Origin of the sequence: Micromonospora sp. NPDC023966 (assembly GCF_040639095.1) — a bacterium.
Taxonomy (GTDB): domain Bacteria; phylum Actinomycetota; class Actinomycetes; order Mycobacteriales; family Micromonosporaceae; genus Micromonospora.
Window position 1 is genome coordinate 90333 of the sequence record NZ_JBEZZJ010000010.1, and the last position, 15502, is coordinate 105834.

At 73.9% G+C, this 15502-nt stretch carries 16 protein-coding genes; all 16 read left to right on the top strand.

The genetic code is table 11. From position 1 onward, the window contains the following. Window positions 1-11: 11 nt before the first annotated feature. The 16 genes from AB0F68_RS15925 to lepB (AB0F68_RS16000) all read left to right on the top strand — a co-directional run bounded on the left by AB0F68_RS15925 (window position 12) and on the right by lepB (AB0F68_RS16000) (window position 15470). Window positions 12-2336 (top strand): [protein-PII] uridylyltransferase, encoded by a 2325-nt coding sequence (locus tag AB0F68_RS15925; protein WP_357338030.1) that lies wholly within the window; start codon window positions 12-14, stop codon window positions 2334-2336. A gap of 75 nt (window positions 2337-2411) precedes the next feature. Continuing rightward, a complete protein-coding gene (locus AB0F68_RS15930; protein ID WP_357338032.1) occupies window positions 2412-3314 on the top strand; it encodes an ABC transporter ATP-binding protein in 903 nt (300 codons plus the stop codon). Further along, window positions 3304-4125 (top strand): ABC transporter permease, encoded by an 822-nt coding sequence (locus AB0F68_RS15935; protein WP_357338034.1) that lies wholly within the window; start codon window positions 3304-3306, stop codon window positions 4123-4125. Before AB0F68_RS15930 ends, AB0F68_RS15935 begins: the two co-directional genes overlap by 11 nt. 20 nt (window positions 4126-4145) lie before the next feature. Beyond that, on the top strand, window positions 4146-5273 hold the full coding sequence (locus AB0F68_RS15940) for a sensor histidine kinase (RefSeq protein WP_357338037.1): 1128 nt from the start codon (window positions 4146-4148) through the stop codon (window positions 5271-5273). Then, window positions 5270-5926, top strand: coding sequence for a response regulator transcription factor (locus AB0F68_RS15945; protein WP_357338039.1), 657 nt, complete (start codon window positions 5270-5272; stop codon window positions 5924-5926). The genes AB0F68_RS15940 and AB0F68_RS15945 overlap by 4 nt, the downstream gene beginning before the upstream one ends. Before the next feature lie 148 nt (window positions 5927-6074). Next, on the top strand, window positions 6075-7625 hold the full coding sequence (gene ffh, locus AB0F68_RS15950) for a signal recognition particle protein (protein WP_357338042.1): 1551 nt from the start codon (window positions 6075-6077) through the stop codon (window positions 7623-7625). 81 nt (window positions 7626-7706) lie between these two features. Further along, window positions 7707-8786 carry an amidohydrolase family protein gene (locus tag AB0F68_RS15955; protein WP_357338045.1) on the top strand — a complete coding sequence of 360 codons (1080 nt, stop codon included), beginning with the start codon at window positions 7707-7709 and terminating at the stop codon, window positions 8784-8786. Window positions 8787-8899: 113 nt separating this feature from the next. After that, window positions 8900-10306: a proline--tRNA ligase gene (proS, locus tag AB0F68_RS15960; RefSeq protein WP_357338047.1), complete on the top strand. Its 1407-nt coding sequence runs from the start codon at window positions 8900-8902 to the stop codon at window positions 10304-10306. A 49-nt stretch (window positions 10307-10355) separates the two neighbouring features. Further along, entirely contained in the window at window positions 10356-10976 is a 621-nt protein-coding gene (locus AB0F68_RS15965) for a DUF402 domain-containing protein (RefSeq protein ID WP_357338050.1), read from the top strand. Between the two features lie 243 nt (window positions 10977-11219). Continuing rightward, the gene (rpsP, locus tag AB0F68_RS15970; protein WP_357338053.1) at window positions 11220-11681 is read left to right on the top strand and encodes a 30S ribosomal protein S16; all 462 of its coding nucleotides are present in this window, start codon (window positions 11220-11222) and stop codon (window positions 11679-11681) included. Further along, entirely contained in the window at window positions 11656-11916 is a 261-nt protein-coding gene (locus AB0F68_RS15975; RefSeq protein WP_187399607.1) for an RNA-binding protein, read from the top strand. Before rpsP ends, AB0F68_RS15975 begins: the two co-directional genes overlap by 26 nt. Further along, a complete protein-coding gene (gene rimM, locus AB0F68_RS15980; RefSeq protein ID WP_357338055.1) occupies window positions 11916-12458 on the top strand; it encodes a ribosome maturation factor RimM in 543 nt (180 codons plus the stop codon). Before AB0F68_RS15975 ends, rimM begins: the two co-directional genes overlap by 1 nt. A gap of 16 nt (window positions 12459-12474) precedes the next feature. Next, window positions 12475-13263 (top strand): tRNA (guanosine(37)-N1)-methyltransferase TrmD, encoded by a 789-nt coding sequence (trmD, locus tag AB0F68_RS15985; RefSeq protein WP_357338058.1) that lies wholly within the window; start codon window positions 12475-12477, stop codon window positions 13261-13263. A 143-nt stretch (window positions 13264-13406) separates the two neighbouring features. Further along, a complete protein-coding gene (gene rplS, locus AB0F68_RS15990; RefSeq protein WP_357338061.1) occupies window positions 13407-13766 on the top strand; it encodes a 50S ribosomal protein L19 in 360 nt (119 codons plus the stop codon). Window positions 13767-13959: 193 nt separating this feature from the next. Then, window positions 13960-14841: a signal peptidase I gene (gene lepB / locus AB0F68_RS15995; protein WP_357338063.1), complete on the top strand. Its 882-nt coding sequence runs from the start codon at window positions 13960-13962 to the stop codon at window positions 14839-14841. Continuing rightward, window positions 14838-15470 carry a signal peptidase I gene (lepB, locus tag AB0F68_RS16000; protein WP_357338066.1) on the top strand — a complete coding sequence of 211 codons (633 nt, stop codon included), beginning with the start codon at window positions 14838-14840 and terminating at the stop codon, window positions 15468-15470. Before lepB (AB0F68_RS15995) ends, lepB (AB0F68_RS16000) begins: the two co-directional genes overlap by 4 nt. Window positions 15471-15502: the final 32 nt, after the last annotated feature.

The window sequence follows — 15502 nt, forward strand, 5'->3', positions numbered from 1 at the left end:
ATCCGACCGACGTGACCTCGTTGACCACGACGACCGGCCCCACCGGGGACGGGCAGCTCGTGGTCAACGAGGTCGCCGGCGTACCCGGTGGGATCGGCGCGGACGCGCGGGCGGCCCGGGCCGACGCCCTGGACGCCTGGCTGCGCGGCATCTTCCCCCGGCGGGAGGGGATCGCGCTGATCGCGGTCGGCGGGCTGGGCCGCCGCCAGTGCGCCCCCTACGGCGATCTCGACCTGGTGCTGCTGCACGCCGGGGTGCCCGGCACCGACGAGCTGGCCGCCTCGCTCTGGTATCCGATCTGGGACGCCGGGCTGCGGCTGGACCACTCGGTGCGCACCGTCGCCGAGGCCCTCTCCGTGGCCCAGGACGACGTGAAGGTCGCCCTCGGCCTGCTCGACGCCCGTCACGTGGCCGGCGACCCCACCCTGGCCGACCAGCTCGTCCGCACCGCGGCCGACCACTGGCGGCGGACCGCCGTCCGCCAGCTCCCCCGGCTGCGGGAGATCACCACCGCCCGCTGGGGGACCCACGGGGAGCTGGCCTTCCTCCTCGAGGGCGACCTCAAGGAGGCCGCCGGCGGGCTGCGCGACGTCGGCCTCCTCCGGGCCATCGCGACCGCGGGCGTCACCGACGCCCTCCGCCCCGCCGTGCACGCCGCCCACCGGCGGCTGCTGGACACCCGGGACGCCCTGCACCAGCAGGTCGGCCGCCGGGTCGACCGGCTGGTCGCCCAGGAACGCGACGGCGTCGCTGCCCTGCTCGGCCTGCGACAACTTCAGCTCGGCGCGTCGGACGCCGCGCCGCGACCCGAATCCGTCGCTGAAGCCGGCGACGGCGACGCGCTGCTGCGCCGGGTGGCCGGGGACGCCCGGACCGTCAGCCACGCCCTCGACGACGCCTGGCGGGCCGCCGACCGGCTCCGCGCCGGCCGGCACCGGACCGCCGGCGGCCGGCCGCTGCGCCGCCCGGTCGCCCGGGACGTGGTCGAGCAGGACGGCGAGCTGGTGCTCGCCCGCGCCGCGATCGGCGCCCGCCCCGACCCGAGCCTGTCGCTGCGGATCGCAGCCGCCGCGGCCACCACCCGGCTGCCCATCGCCCGGGCCACCTGCGAGTGGCTGGCCGCGTACTGCCCGCCGCTGCCCGCGCCGTGGCCGCCGGCCGCCCGGACCGCGCTGATCACCCTGCTCGGGGCCGGTCCCGGCCTGGTGCCCGCCTGGGAGACCTGCGACCGGTACGGACTGATCGACGGCTGGCTGCCCGAGTGGACCCGGCTCCGCAGCCTGCCCCAGCACAACCCGGTGCACCGGTTCACCCTCGACCGGCACCTGGTGCAGGCCGCGTACGAGGCGAGCCGGCACACCCGCGACGTGGACCGGCCCGACCTGCTGCTGCTCGGCGCGTTCCTGCACGACATCGGCAAGGGGCTGCCCGGTGACCACAGCGCCGTGGGCGCGCCCCTCGCCGAGGCGGTGGCCGCCCGGATCGGGCTGCCCGCGGACGAGGCGGCCCTGATCGCCAAGCTGGTGCGGCTGCACCTGCTGCTGCCCGACGTGGCCACCCGGCGGGACCTCTCCGACCCGAAGACCATCGCCGGGGTCGCCGAGCGGGTCGGCGACACCACCACCCTGGAGCTGCTGCACGGCCTGGTCCGGGCCGACGCCGCGGCGACCGGGCCGGCCGCCTGGTCGGACTGGAAGGGGCGGCTGGTCGCCGAACTGGTCGCCCGGGTGCGGTCCGCCCTGGACACCGGCGTGGTGCCCGCCCCGCCGGCCCCTGACCCGGCGCTGGTCGCCGGGCCGCTGCCCGTCGTACACCTCGGGGAGGACCGGGTGGCGGTGGCCGCGGCCGACCGGCGGGGCCTGCTCGCCACGGTGGCCGGCTGTCTGGCCCTGCACCGGCTGGAGGTGATTTCCGCGGACGCCGCCACGGTCGACGGCCGGGCCCTGGTGCAGTGCCGGGTGCAGCCGCGCTACGGTCTGGCCCCCGACCCGATCGCGCTCAGCGCCGACCTGCGCCGCGCGGTCACCGGCGACGTCTCGGTCACCCAGCGGCTGCGCGGCCGGGCCCTCGCCGCGCGCGGCCAGGGCGCCGCGCCCCGGGTGGTCTGGCACCGCGAGGCGGCCACCGACGCGGTGCTGCTGGAGCTGCGCGCCGCCGACGCGGCCGGGCTGCTCTACCGGGTCACCTGCGCCCTCGACGAGGCCGGCGCCCAGGTGCGGGCCGCCCGGATCTCCACCCTCGGCGGCGACGTGGTGGACGCGTTCTACCTGGTCGGCGGCTGGCCGTCCGACGCCGACCGGGCCCGGATCGAGGCCGCCGTGCTCGCCGCCGTCTGACTACGTCAGGCGACGTAGCCCGGAAGCCGCCGCCGGGGCGACGTGTCCAGGGCCGCCCGGCGGGACGCTCGACGCATGAACCTGCCAGTGCAGACCGAAGGGCTCACCAAACGGTACGGCGGCCTGACCGCCGTGCAGGACCTCCAGCTCACCGTCCGGGCCGGCGAGGTGTACGGCTTCCTCGGCCCCAACGGCGCCGGCAAGACCACCACCCTGCGCATGCTGCTCGGGCTGGTCCGGCCCACCGCCGGGACGGTCCGGCTGCTCGGCCGGCCACCCACCGCCGGCCGGCTCACCGGGGTCGGCGCCCTGATCGAGGGGCCGGCCTTCTACCCGTATCTCTCCGGCCGGGACAACCTGCGGGTGCTGGCCCGCTACGCCGGCGTCGGCGCCGACCGGGTCGCGCTCGTGCTCGACCTGGTCGACCTGACCGACCGGGCCGGCGACCGCTACGCCGGCTACTCGTTGGGCATGAAGCAGCGGCTCGGCGTGGCCGCCGCGCTGCTGAAGGACCCCCGCCTGCTGATCCTGGACGAGCCGACCAACGGCCTCGACCCGGCCGGCATGGCGGACATGCGCACCCTCATCCGCCGGCTCGGCGCGGCCGGCTGCACGGTGCTGGTCTCCAGCCACCTGCTCGGCGAGGTCGAGCAGATCTGCGACCGGGTCGGGGTGATCGCCCGGGGCCGGCTGGTCGCCGAGGGCAGCGTGGCCGAGCTGCGCGGCGCGGCCGGGCTGCGGCTGCTCGCCGACCCGCTGGACGCCGCGGCCGCCCGGGCGCGGGAACTGGTCGGCGCCGAGCGGGTCCGGGTGGTCGACGGCGGGCTGGAGCTGGCCGTCGAGCCGGAGCGTGCCGCCTGGCTCAACACCGAGCTGGTCGGGGCCGGGCTCGCCGTGCGCGAGCTGCGCCCCCGGGAACGGGACCTGGAACAGGTCTTCTTCGACCTCGTGGAGAAGGGAACGGCCGATGTCGCGTAGCTTCCGCGCCGAGACGGTCAAGCTGGTCCGGCGGCCGGCCAGCTGGCTGCTGCTGGCCATCACGCTGGTGCTCGCACTGATCTTCACCTACCTCTTCCCGTACGCCGGCCTGGCGGGCGGCACCGACGGGCCGAACACCGGCCGGACGCTGGCGGCGCTGCTCCCCGACCAGCTGGTCGGGAACTCCCTCGGCGGCCTGCCGGTCTTCCTCGGCTCGATCCTGCTGATCCTCGGCGTGCTCACCGTCGGCGGCGAGTACGGCTGGGGCACATGGAAGACCGTGCTCACCCAGGGCCCGACCCGGCTGGAGGTGTACGCCGGCAAGCTGCTCGCCCTGGCCGCCGCCGCGCTGGCCGTGGTGCTCGCCGTGTTCGCGGTCGGCGCGGTGGCCAGCCTGCTCATCGCCTCCGCCGAGGCGCAGCCGGTGACCTGGCCTCCCGTCGGCGACCTGCTCACCGGGATCGGGGCGGGGTGGCTCATCGCGACGATGTGGGCCATGCTCGGTGCCGTGCTCGCCGTCGCGCTGCGCGCCGTGGCGCTGCCGGTCGGGCTGGGCCTGGTGTGGATGCTCGCGGTGCAGAACCTGCTCGCCGCGATCGCCGCGCCGCTGGTCGACTGGGTGGCGAAGGCGCAGGAGGGGCTGCCCGGGCCGAACGCCGGGTCGCTGGCCGCCGCGCTGGGCGCGCCGGGAGACACCCCCGGGGTCGCGGCCACCGTCGGCGGCGGGCAGGCGGCCGTGGTGGTGGCCGCGTACCTGGTCGGGTTCGCGGCGGTCGGCGCGGTGCTGTTGCGCCGGCGGGACATCGGCTGAGGCGGGGCGGGGGAGGGGACGTGGACCGCGAGCGTGGCGACTGGGGCCGCCGGCTCCTGGACGGCCTGGTCGCCCTGGCGCTGCTGGTGATCGGGCTGGCCGGCACCGCGCCGGCCGGCCTCAACCAGGGCGTGGGCACCGGGCGGGCCACCTACCCGCTGGTCGTGGTGGCCGCGCTCGCGGTGGCCGTGCGCCGGCGCTGGCCGCTGGCCACCCTGGCGGTGGTCACCGCGGCGAGCACCGCGTACCTGTGGCTCGGCTACCCGTACGGCCCGATCCTGCTGTCGTTCTTCGTAGCGGTCTACACCACGGCCGCGTACCGGCCGCTGCGGACCGCGGCGGTGGCCAACGGCCTGGCGCTGGTGGTGCTGCTCACGCACGTCTTCGTCGGGGTGCGCCCGCCCGGCCTGGTCGGGCTGATGCCGGCCGCCGCCTGGGTGGTGGTGCCGTTCGCGGTGGGGGTCACCGTGCGCCTGGGCCGGGAGAACGCGGCGCGCAGCCGCACCGACGAGGCGCGCCGGCTGGCCGACGCCGAGCGGCTGCGGGTGGCGCGGGAGGTGCACGACGTGGTCGGGCACGGCCTCGCCGCGATCCACCTGCAGGCCGAGATCGCCCTGCACCTGCTGGCCCGTAAGCCCGAGCAGGCCGAGGCGGCGCTCACCGCGATCAGCCGAACCAGCAAGGAGGCGCTGGACGAGTTGCGGGTCACGCTGACCGTGGTCCGCCGCGACGAGGCCGTCGACGAGCGCTCACCCGCGCCGGGGCTGGGCCAGCTCCCGCAGTTGCGCGAGCGGCTGGCCGGTGCCGGGCTCCCGGTCACCGTCGAGGTGGACGGGGCGCCCCGCCCGCTCCCGGTCGCGGTGGACCTGGCCGCGTACCGGGTGGTGCAGGAGGCGCTGACCAACGTGCTGCGGCACGCCGGTCCGGCCACCGCCACCGTCCGGCTCCGGTACGCGCCCACCGAGGTCGCCGTGGAGGTCACCGACACCGGCCGCGGCCTGGCCGCCACGACGGACCGGTCCGGCGGCTACGGGCTGGCCGGCATGCGGGAGCGGGTCACCGCGCTGGGCGGGTCGTTCACCGCCGGCCCCGCCTCCGGCGGCGGGTTCCGGGTGTCCGCCACACTGCCCGTGGAGGAGGTCACATGATCCGCGTGCTGCTCGCCGACGACCAGGACCTGGTCCGGATCGGGCTGCGTGCCCTGGTGGAGAGCGAGGACGATCTCAGCGTGGTCGGCGAGGCCGCGGACGGGCTCGCCGCCGTGGAGGCGGCCCGCCGGGAACGCCCCGACGTGGTGCTGATGGACGTCCGGATGCCGGGCGTCGACGGCATCGAGGCGACCCGCCGGATCGTCGCCGACCCCGCGCTCGCCGGCACCCGGGTGGTCGTGTTGACCACCTTCGAGCTGGACGAGTACGTCTTCGACGCGCTCCGGCACGGGGCCAGCGGCTTCCTCACCAAGGACACCCGCCCGGCCGAACTGCTGCGGGCGATCCGGCTGGTCGCCGAGGGGGAGGCGCTGCTCTCCCCGTCGGTGACCCGGCGGGTGGTGCGGGAGTTCGCCACCCGGCCGGCCCGGGTGCCCCGCCCGCACCCCCGGCTCGGCAGCCTCACCGACCGGGAACGCGAGGTGGTGGGGCTGGTCGGTGAGGGGCTGAGCAACGTCGAGATCGCCGAGCGGCTGGTGGTCAGCCCGGCCACCGCGCGCACCCACGTCAGCCGGGCCATGGTCAAGCTGGGCGCCCGGGACCGGGCCCAGCTGGTGGTCTTCGCCTACCAGTCGGGCCTGGTCGCGTCGTGATCGACCGGCGGCGCTGGCGGTTGTGATCTCCTGGTGGGGGTCCGGCCGGCGGGAAGCACTGCGGAGGCGGGACCGTTACCCTTGCGGGTAGCCGGACGTGTGCGTGCCGGCCGACTGTGCTCGCCAAACCGACAAACGGGATGTTCGCGTGTTTGACACCTTGAGTGACCGCCTGTCCGGGATCTTCACCAAGCTCCGCGGCAAGGGTCGGCTCACCGACGCCGACATCGACGCCACCGCGCGCGAGATCCGCATGGCGCTGCTGGAGGCCGACGTCGCCCTGCCGGTGGTCAAGGGCTTCATCGCGAACGTCAAGGAGCGGGCGCGCAGCGCCGAGGTCTCCGAGGCGCTCAACCCGGCCCAGCAGATCGTCAAGATCGTCAACGAGGAGCTGATCAACGTCCTCGGCGGCGAGGGGCGGCGGCTCCAGTTCGCCAAGCACCCGCCGACGGTGATCATGCTGGCCGGTCTCCAGGGTTCCGGTAAGACCACCCTCGCCGGCAAGCTGGCCCGCTGGCTCAAGGCCCAGGGCCACCAGCCGCTGCTGGTCGCCGCCGACCTCCAGCGCCCCAACGCCGTCGGGCAGCTCCAGGTGCTCGGTGGCCGGGCTGGCGTCGAGGTGTACGCCCCGGAGCCCGGCAACGGCGTCGGCGACCCGGTGCAGGTCGCCCGCGACTCGATCGAGCACGCCAAGCGGGCCGCCCGGGACATCGTCATCGTCGACACCGCCGGCCGGCTCGGCATCGACGCCGAGATGATGCAGCAGGCCGCGGACATCCGCGACGCGGTCCAGCCCGACGAGGTCATCTTCGTCATCGACGCGATGGTCGGCCAGGACGCGGTCCGCACCGCCGAGGCGTTCCGCGACGGCGTCGGCATCAGCGGCGTGGTCCTCTCCAAGCTCGACGGCGACGCCCGCGGTGGCGCCGCGCTGTCGGTCCGCGAGGTCACCGGGCAGCCGATCCTGTTCGCCTCCACCGGCGAGAAGCTGGAGGACTTCGACGTCTTCCACCCCGACCGGATGGCCAGCCGGATCCTCGGCATGGGCGACGTCCTCACGCTGATCGAGCAGGCCGAGGCGGCCTTCGACGCCGATCAGAAGGAGAAGATGACCGCCAAGCTGATGGGCGGGGAGACCTTCACCCTGGAGGACTTCCTCGATCAGCTCATCGCGGTCCGTCGGATGGGCCCGATCGCCAACGTGCTGGCCATGATGCCGGGCATGGGGCAGATGAAGGACCAGCTCGCCGAGCTGGACGACAAGCACTTCGACCGGGTCACCGCGATCATCCGGTCGATGACCCCCGCCGAGCGCACCACGCCGAAGATCATCAACGGCTCTCGCCGGGCCCGCATCGCCAGCGGCTCCGGCGTCACCGTGATGGACGTCAACCAGCTGCTCAACCGCTTCGCCGACGCGCAGAAGATGATGAAGCAGATGGGCGGCATGATGGGCCTGCCCGGCGGGGGCCGGCGCAAGGCGACCAAGTCGCCGAAGAACAAGCGCAAGGGCACCAAGGGCGGCGGGCGGCCGCGCACCGGCGCCGGGGTGCCGGGCGGCTTCCCCGGCGGCATGCCGCAGCTGCCGCCGGGCCTCGACCCGGGTGACCTGGCCGGCGGCCAGGGCCTGCCGCCGGGCTTCAAGCTGCCGAAGATCGACTTCAACAAGCTCGGCAAGGGCGACAACCGCCCCCGCTGACCCACCCACGGATGACGGGGCCCGGCCGGATCGGCCGGGCCCCGCCGCGTGTCCGGGCGATCATCCGGTAGGACTGTGCACATGGCTCTGCATGTGCGCGGTGTGCTCCTGCCCGACGACGAGGTCCGGGACGTCTGGCTGGTCGATGACCGGGTCACCTTCGAACCGGTGCCCGGCGCCGAGACGGTCGTCGACGGCGGCTTCGTGCTGCCCGGCCTGACCGATGCCCACTGCCACATCGGCATCGCCCGCGGCGGCGCCCCGATCACCTCCCTCGACCAGGCCCGCGAGCTGGCCCGCACCGACCGGGACGCCGGGGTGCTGGCCATCCGTGACGCCGGCTCGCCGTACCCGTACCCGGAACTCGACGACGAGGCGGACCTGCCGCGACTGGCCCGCGCCGGCCGGCACGTCGCGCCGCCGAAGCGCTACCTGCGCGACATCGGGGTGGAGGTCGGCGCGGCCGAGGTCGCCGCGACCCTCGCCGCGCAGGCCGCCGCCGGCAACGGCTGGGTCAAGCTGGTCGGCGACTGGATCGACCGCGGGGTGGGCGACCTCGCCCCGGCCTGGGACGCCGACACCATGACCGCGGCGGTCGCCGCCGCGCACGCCGCCGGGGCACGCGCGGCGGTGCACACCTTCTCCGAGTCGGCCGTGGAGATCATGGTGCGGGCCGGGGTGGACTCGGTGGAGCACGGCACCGGGCTGAGCCTCGACCTGATCGACCTGATGGCCCGGCAGGGCACCGCGCTGGTGCCCACCATGATCAACATCCAAACCTTCGGCCACATCGCCGACCAGGCCCGGGCGAAGTTCCCCGGGTACGCCGACCACATGCTCGCCCTGCGCGACCGCTTCCCCGAGGTGGTCCGTGCCGCGCACGAGGCAGGGGTGCCGATCTACGTGGGCACCGACGCGGGCGGCGGCATCGACCACGGGCTCGCCGCCGAGGAGATGCTGCTCCTGCACGAGCAGGCCGGCCTGCCCGCCGAGGACGTGCTCGCCGCCGCCTCCTGGCGGGCCCGGGAGTGGCTCGGGTTCCCCGGCCTGGTCGAGGGCGGCCTCGCCGACCTGACCGTCTACCCCGAGGACCCCCGCCGCGACCTGCGCGTGGTCCGCGCCCCGTCCCGCATCGTCCTCCGCGGCCGCGTCCTCCGCTGACCGCGCCCCGGGCTCACTCCGGGCAGCCGTTGCCGCTCGTCGGTCGGCGCGACACGGCGCGCGCCGACTCCCGGGCGCAGCGGCTGCCCGCCCGGCGCATAGGATGTGCGGTCATGGCACGCGTGCTCACTCCCCGTGCGGAGGACTTTCCCCGCTGGTACCAGGACCTGATCGCCAAGGCGAAGCTGGCCGACAACGGCCCGGTGCGGGGCACCATGGTCATCCGACCGGCGGGCTACGCAATCTGGGAGCGGATGCAGGCCGAGATGGACGCCCGGATCAAGGCGGCCGGCGCGGAGAACGCGTACTTCCCGCTCTTCATCCCGGAGAGCTACCTCAAGCGCGAGGCCGAGCACGTCGAGGGCTTCTCGCCGGAGCTGGCCGTGGTCACCCACGGTGGTGGCAAGCAGCTCGCCGAGCCGGTGGTGGTCCGCCCCACCAGCGAGACGGTGATCGGCGAGTTCATGGCGAAGTGGATCGACTCCTACCGCGACCTGCCGCTGCTGCTCAACCAGTGGGCGAACGTGGTGCGCTGGGAGCTGCGCCCGCGGATCTTCCTGCGTACGAGCGAGTTCCTCTGGCAGGAGGGGCACACCGCGCACGCGACCCGCGAGGACGCCCGGGCCTACGCCCGCCGGATTCTGCACGAGGCGTACGAGGACCTGATGGTCAACGTGCTCGGCATCCCGGTGGTGGTCGGCCTGAAGACCGCCCGCGAGCGCTTCGCCGGCGCCACCGCCACCTACACCTGTGAAGGCATGATGGGCGACGGCAAGGCGCTCCAGCTGGGCACCAGCCACGAGCTGGGCCAGAACTTCGCCAAGGCGTTCGACATCAGCTACTCCTCGGCCGAGGGCGGCCGCGAGCACGCCTGGACCACCTCCTGGGGCACCTCGACCCGGATGCTCGGCGGCCTGATCATGTCCCACGGCGACGACAACGGCCTGCGCGTGCCGCCGAAGCTGGCGCCGATCCAGGCGTACGTGATGATCGTCAAGGACGGCGAGGGCGTTGGCGAGGCGGCGGCCAAGCTCCGCGACGCGCTGCGCGACGCCGGGGTCCGGGTCGCGCTGGACGACCGGACCGACACCGCGTTCGGCCGCCGCGCCGTCGACGCCGAGCTGCGTGGCTACCCGGTGCGCGTCGAGGTCGGCCCCCGTGACCTGGCCGCCGGCAACGCGGTGGTGGTCCGGCGTACGGACGGCTCGAAGGCGCCGGTCCCGGTCGCCGACGTGGTGGGCGCGGTGCTCGCCGCGCTCGAGGCGGACCAGCAGACGCTGCACGATCAGGCGCTGGCGTTCCGGCAGTCCCGGACGGTCGAGGTCGGCACGCTGGCCGAGGCGATCGAGGCGGCCGCCGACGGCTGGGCCAAGGTGCCGTGGTCGGCGGTCGGTGTGCAGGGCGAGGCCGAGGCGAACGGCCAGGGCGTCACCGTCCGGTGCCTGCTGCGGGCCGACGGCTCGGTGCCGGACTCCGAGGACGAGCCGGACCTGGTCGCCGTCCTGGCCCGCGCCTACTGAGGTGCGGCCGGGCGGTCCGGTCGACCGGTTCGAGCCGGGTCGGCTGATCATGCACCGGAACGTGCGGCACGGCCGGATCGGCTGGGTCCGGTCGGCCCGGGTGGTGTCCGACGACGAGCGCGGCCTGCTGCTCTGGGTGGCCCGGAACACACCGGTGGCGTACGAGGTGACCGAGGCGGGGCTGGGCATGCGCGCAGTGCCCTTCGCCGAGTGGATCACCTCGTCCTACCGGCTGGCCCGGGGCCGCTGGAACGGGCCGCCGGTGCTGAAGTTCCTGCCCACCGGCGCGGCCCACTCGGTCTGGTGGTTCCGCGACGCGCAGGGCCGCTTCCAGAACTGGTACGTCAACCTGGAGGAGCCCGGCATCCGCTGGGACGACGGTGCGGTGGCCGGGGTGGACATGGTCGACCAGGACCTCGACGTGGTGGTCCACCCGGACCTGAGCTGGGAGTGGAAGGACGAGGACGAGTTCGTCGAACGCCTCGCCTTCCCCGAGCACTACTGGGTCAGCGACGAGAAGGCGGTCCGGGCCGAGGGGGAGCGGGTGATCCGAATCGCCGAGGCCGGCGAGTTCCCCTTCGACGGCACCTGGTGCGACTTCACCCCGCCGGCCGACTGGGACGTACCGGACGAACTGCCGCCCGGCTGGGACCGGCCGCCGGTCCGCTGAGCGGGTGTCGTTCGTCACCGTCGTGGGCGACCCGGGCGGGCTGTCCGGGTCCGGTGTGAGAGATCCGGGCCGGACATGGCAGAATGGGTCGCTGGTATCCGGCGCGCGTCCGGCGCCCTCTAACCCGGGCGCGTCGCCAGTTAACCGAGCAGTCTCCGGCCCAAACCCCACTGTGCCGGTCGGCGCTCACCCGCCACACCGCCCGCACCGGGCCGGTGAGATCGCAACAGGAGCGAAACAACTGTGGCCGTAAAGATCCGGCTCCTGCGGATGGGCAAGATCCGCAACCCGCAGTACCGCATCGTCGTCGCCGACTCGCGCACCAAGCGTGACGGTCGCGCGATCGAGTTCGTCGGTGTGTACCAGCCGAAGGAAGACCCTTCGGTGATCGAGGTCAAGTCGGAGCGGGTCCAGTACTGGCTGTCGGTCGGCGCGCAGCCGAGCGAGGCCGTGCAGCGCCTGCTGGAGCTGACCGGTGACTGGCAGAAGTTCAAGGGCCTGCCGGCCCCGCCGCCGCTGAAGGTCGCCCCGGAGCGGGCCGACCGCAAGGCGGCGTACGAGGCCGAGGCGAAGGCCGCCGCCGGCGTGGCGGAGACCCCGGCGCCGACCAAGAAGGCCGCCAAGGCCGCGGCCGCCCCGGCCGCCGAGGCCGCGGCGCCGAAGGCCGAGGAGCAGACCGGTGTCGAGTCCGGCGAGCAGGCCTGACATGGCGCTGCGTCCCGCCCTGGAGCACCTGGTCAAGGGGATCGTCGACCACCCGGATGACGTCCGGGTGCGCATGGTCGATTCCCGTCGGGGCAAGCGGCTCGAGGTCCGCGTGCACCCGGAGGACCTCGGCACGGTGATCGGGCGGTCCGGCCGGACCGCCAAGGCGCTGCGCCAGGTGATCGGCTCCATCGGTGGGCGCGGGGTGCGCGTCGACATCGTCGACTCGTACTGATGCTTCTCATCGTCGGCCGGATCGGCAAGCCGCACGGCATCCGCGGTGAGGTCACCGTGGAGGTGCGGACCGATGAGCCCGAAGCACGGTTCGCGCCAGGGTCGGTGCTGGTCACCGACCCTGGCGCGGTCGCGCCTGCGGAGCCCGGGACCTACCGGGTGCCGGAGAAGTTGACCATCGAGGCCGCCCGCTGGCACCAGGGGCGGCTGCTGGTCGCCTTCGAGGGCGTGCTCGACCGCGACGTCGCCGAGGCGCTGCGCGGCACCCTGCTCGGCGTGGACAGCGCCGACGTCGCTCCGCCGGCCGACCCGGAGGAGTTCCTCGACCACCAACTGGTCGGCCTGGCCGTGGTGACCGCGGCCGGCGAGCGGCTGGGCGAGGTGGCCCGGATCGACCACGCCCCCTCCTCCGACCTGCTGGTACTGCGGCGCCCCGACGGGAGGACCGCGCTCATCCCGTTCGTCAAGGCGATGGTGCCCGAGGTCGACCTCGCGGGCGGACGCGTGGTGGTGGAGCTGCCCGGCGGGCTGCTCGACCTCTGACTGGAGCCACCCCCTGATGCGCGTCGACATCGTGTCGATCTTCCCCGAGTACTTCGCCCCCCTGGACCTGTCGCTGATCGGCAAGGCCCGGGCGAGCGGCACGCTGCGGCTGGCCGTACACGATCTGCGGACCTGGACCCACGACGTGCACCGCACGGTCGACGACACCCCCTACGGCGGCGGTCCGGGCATGGTGATGCGGCCGGAGCCGTGGGGCGAGGCCCTCGACGCCCTGGCCCCCGACGAGCTGAGCCCGGACGGGCACACCCTGCCCCGGCTGCTCGTCCCGTCGCCGGCCGGCGTTCCGTTCACCCAGGCCATGGCGCACGAGTTGGCCGCCGAGTCACACCTGCTCTTCGCCTGCGGCCGCTACGAGGGCATCGACCAGCGGGTGCTCGACCACGCGGCGGCCCGGATGCGGGTGACCGAGGTCTCCCTCGGCGACTACGTGCTCTTCGGTGGCGAGGTGGCCGTGCTGGTCATCCTGGAGGCGGTCACCCGGCTGCTGCCCGGGGTGCTCGGCAACGCCGGCTCGCTGGACGAGGAGTCGCACGCCCACGGGCTGCTGGAAGCCCCGATGTACACCAAGCCGGCGACCTGGCGCGGGCACGAGGTGCCCGAGGTGCTCCGCTCCGGTGACCACGGGAAGATCGCCCGCTGGCGGCGCGACGAGGCGCTGCTGCGGACGGCGGACCGCCGCCCCGACATGATCGCCGCGCTGCCGCCGGAGAGCCTGGACAAGCGGGACCGGGCGGCGCTGGACCGGGGTGGATTTCAGCCGCCGGCGGGGGATGTGGCAAAGTAGAGGGGTTGCCGCATCCGCCCACGCCGTGGGTGGGTGCGAGGACCCTCGACCGGGGTCGGCGCCGCCGGCCACCACCCGGGGGTCAGAATCACCCATCCGCGCATCGACTGACGGTGCGCCGTGAGCCTCACGAGGACACAGCGATGAACATCCTGGACGCCCTTGACGCCCAGTCGAAGCGCGCCGACCTGCCCGACTTCCGTGCCGGTGACACCGTCAAGGTGCACGCGCGGGTCGTCGAGGGCAACCGTTCCCGGGTCCAGATCTTCCAGGGCGTCGTCATCCGCCGCCAGGGTGACGGGCTGCGCGAGACCTTCTCGGTCCGCAAGGTCAGCTTCGGCGTGGGTGTGGAGCGCACCTACCCGCTGAACAGCCCGGCGATCGACCGGATCGAGATCGTGACCCGCGGTGACGTGCGGCGCGCCAAGCTCTACTACCTGCGCGAGCTGCGGGGCAAGAAGGCCAAGATCAAGGAGCTGCGCGAGAAGCAGCCAGCGAGCTGAATTTCGCCTCGCCACGCCGCCTGACCTGTGCGGATGTCGTATTGACCGGAGCGCATTACCCTGGTCGTACGGGCGCCGGGGGACGGCGCGCCGCGCCTACTCGACGCGGTGTCACAGCGGTCCACTACCGCCCGTGGGGTCTCTCCAGGAGACTCCCGGGCGGTAGTGTCGTTTCCGCGGACCGGAGAGTGGCATGGTGCAGATGCTTGACGAGGACGGCACCGTCGACCCGTGGCGCCGGCGGGCCCGGCGCAGCCGCCGGCAGATGCCGCTCTGGCAGGAACTGCCCCTCCTCCTCGTCGTCGCCTTCTGCCTCGCGGTGCTGATCCGCACCTTTCTGCTCCAGGCGTTCTTCATCCCGTCCGGGTCGATGGAGGACACCCTGCTCATCGGCGACCGGGTGCTGGTCAACAAGGTCGTCTACGACGTCCGCGACCCGGCCCGCGGCGAGGTGGTCGTCTTCCGGGGCACCGACCGGTGGGTCGCCCAGGAGGCTCCGGCACCGCCGACCAACTTCGCCGGCAAGGTCGGCCGCACCCTCGGTGACCTGGTCGGCATCAGCCGGCCCGGCGAGAAGGACTTCATCAAGCGGGTCATCGGGGTGCCCGGCGACCGGGTCTGGTGCTGCGACAAGGGCCGGGTCGTGGTCAACGGCGTGCCGCTGGACGAGCGGGGATACGTCTCCGAGGACTCGCCGGTCGAGCTGCCGCCGAACCCCAAGGAGTGCCGTTCCCGGCAGTTCACCGAGATCGTCGTGCCGCCCGGGCAGATCTTCGTGATGGGCGACCACCGGCTGGTCTCCCAGGACGCCCGGTGCCAGGGCCCGGTGCCGATCGACAACGTGGTCGGCCGCGCCTTCATGATCGTCTGGCCGTCTCAACGGTGGACCACCCTGCCCGTCCCGGGAACCTTCGCCGACCTGCCGCAACCCAACGCCGCGCCGGCCCGGCCGGCCCCGGTGGATCCCGACCCGGTGGGCGGCGTCGTCCTGATCCTCCCGGTCACGGCCGCGCTCTCCGTTCTCGCGCGTTCGGGGCGACTGCGCCACGGGCGGGGACGTAGGCTCCACCCGTGATTGACGAGCAGACCGAGAAGCCACGCAGCTCCTTCTGGAAGGAGCTGCCCATCCTCCTGGGCGTGGCGATCCTGGTCGCAGTGCTGGTTCGTGCCTTCGTGCTGCAGACCTTCTTCATCCCCTCCCCGTCCATGGAGAACACCCTCAAGATCGACGATCGGGTGCTGGTCAACAAGCTGGTCTACGACTTCCGCTCGCCGCACCGGGGCGAGGTGATCGTCTTCAAGGCGCCCACCGAGTGGAGCGGCAACCCGGAGGGCGAGGACTTCATCAAGCGGGTGATCGGGGTCGGTGGTGACCACGTGGTCTGCTGCGACCGCACCGGCCCGCAGGAACGGTTGATCATCAACGGCAAGCCGATCGACGAGCCGTTCATCTTCCCCGGCAACAAGCCCGCCGACCAGGACTTCGACGTCACCGTGCCGGATGGCCGGCTCTGGGTGATGGGCGACCACCGGGAGGCCTCCGGCGACTCGCTGGAGCACTGGCAGCAGTCCGGCGAGGACATCACCGAGGCCACCATCCCGGAGGACCAGGTGGTCGGGCGGGCCTTCACGATCTTCTGGCCCGTCGGCCGGGCGACCTGGCTCAGCGTGCCCGAGCAGTTCGACGGCATCCCCAATCCCTGACCCGGAGGGCGTGGGCGTTCGTCGGAGGCGTC

What these genes read in the sequence shown, in the direction of transcription:
- AB0F68_RS15930 (WP_357338032.1), top strand. Translation starts at nt 2,412, where the DNA reads ATGAACCTGCCAGTGCAGACCGAAGGGCTCACCAAACGGTACGGCGGC.
- AB0F68_RS15935 (WP_357338034.1), top strand. Translation starts at nt 3,304, where the DNA reads ATGTCGCGTAGCTTCCGCGCCGAGACGGTCAAGCTGGTCCGGCGGCCG.
- AB0F68_RS15945 (WP_357338039.1), top strand. Translation starts at nt 5,270, where the DNA reads ATGATCCGCGTGCTGCTCGCCGACGACCAGGACCTGGTCCGGATCGGG.
- AB0F68_RS15955 (WP_357338045.1), top strand. Translation starts at nt 7,707, where the DNA reads ATGGCTCTGCATGTGCGCGGTGTGCTCCTGCCCGACGACGAGGTCCGG.
- proS (WP_357338047.1), top strand. Translation starts at nt 8,900, where the DNA reads ATGGCACGCGTGCTCACTCCCCGTGCGGAGGACTTTCCCCGCTGGTAC.
- AB0F68_RS15965 (WP_357338050.1), top strand. Translation starts at nt 10,356, where the DNA reads ATGCACCGGAACGTGCGGCACGGCCGGATCGGCTGGGTCCGGTCGGCC.
- rimM (WP_357338055.1), top strand. Translation starts at nt 11,916, where the DNA reads ATGCTTCTCATCGTCGGCCGGATCGGCAAGCCGCACGGCATCCGCGGT.
- trmD (WP_357338058.1), top strand. Translation starts at nt 12,475, where the DNA reads ATGCGCGTCGACATCGTGTCGATCTTCCCCGAGTACTTCGCCCCCCTG.
- rplS (WP_357338061.1), top strand. Translation starts at nt 13,407, where the DNA reads ATGAACATCCTGGACGCCCTTGACGCCCAGTCGAAGCGCGCCGACCTG.
- lepB (WP_357338063.1), top strand. Translation starts at nt 13,960, where the DNA reads ATGGTGCAGATGCTTGACGAGGACGGCACCGTCGACCCGTGGCGCCGG.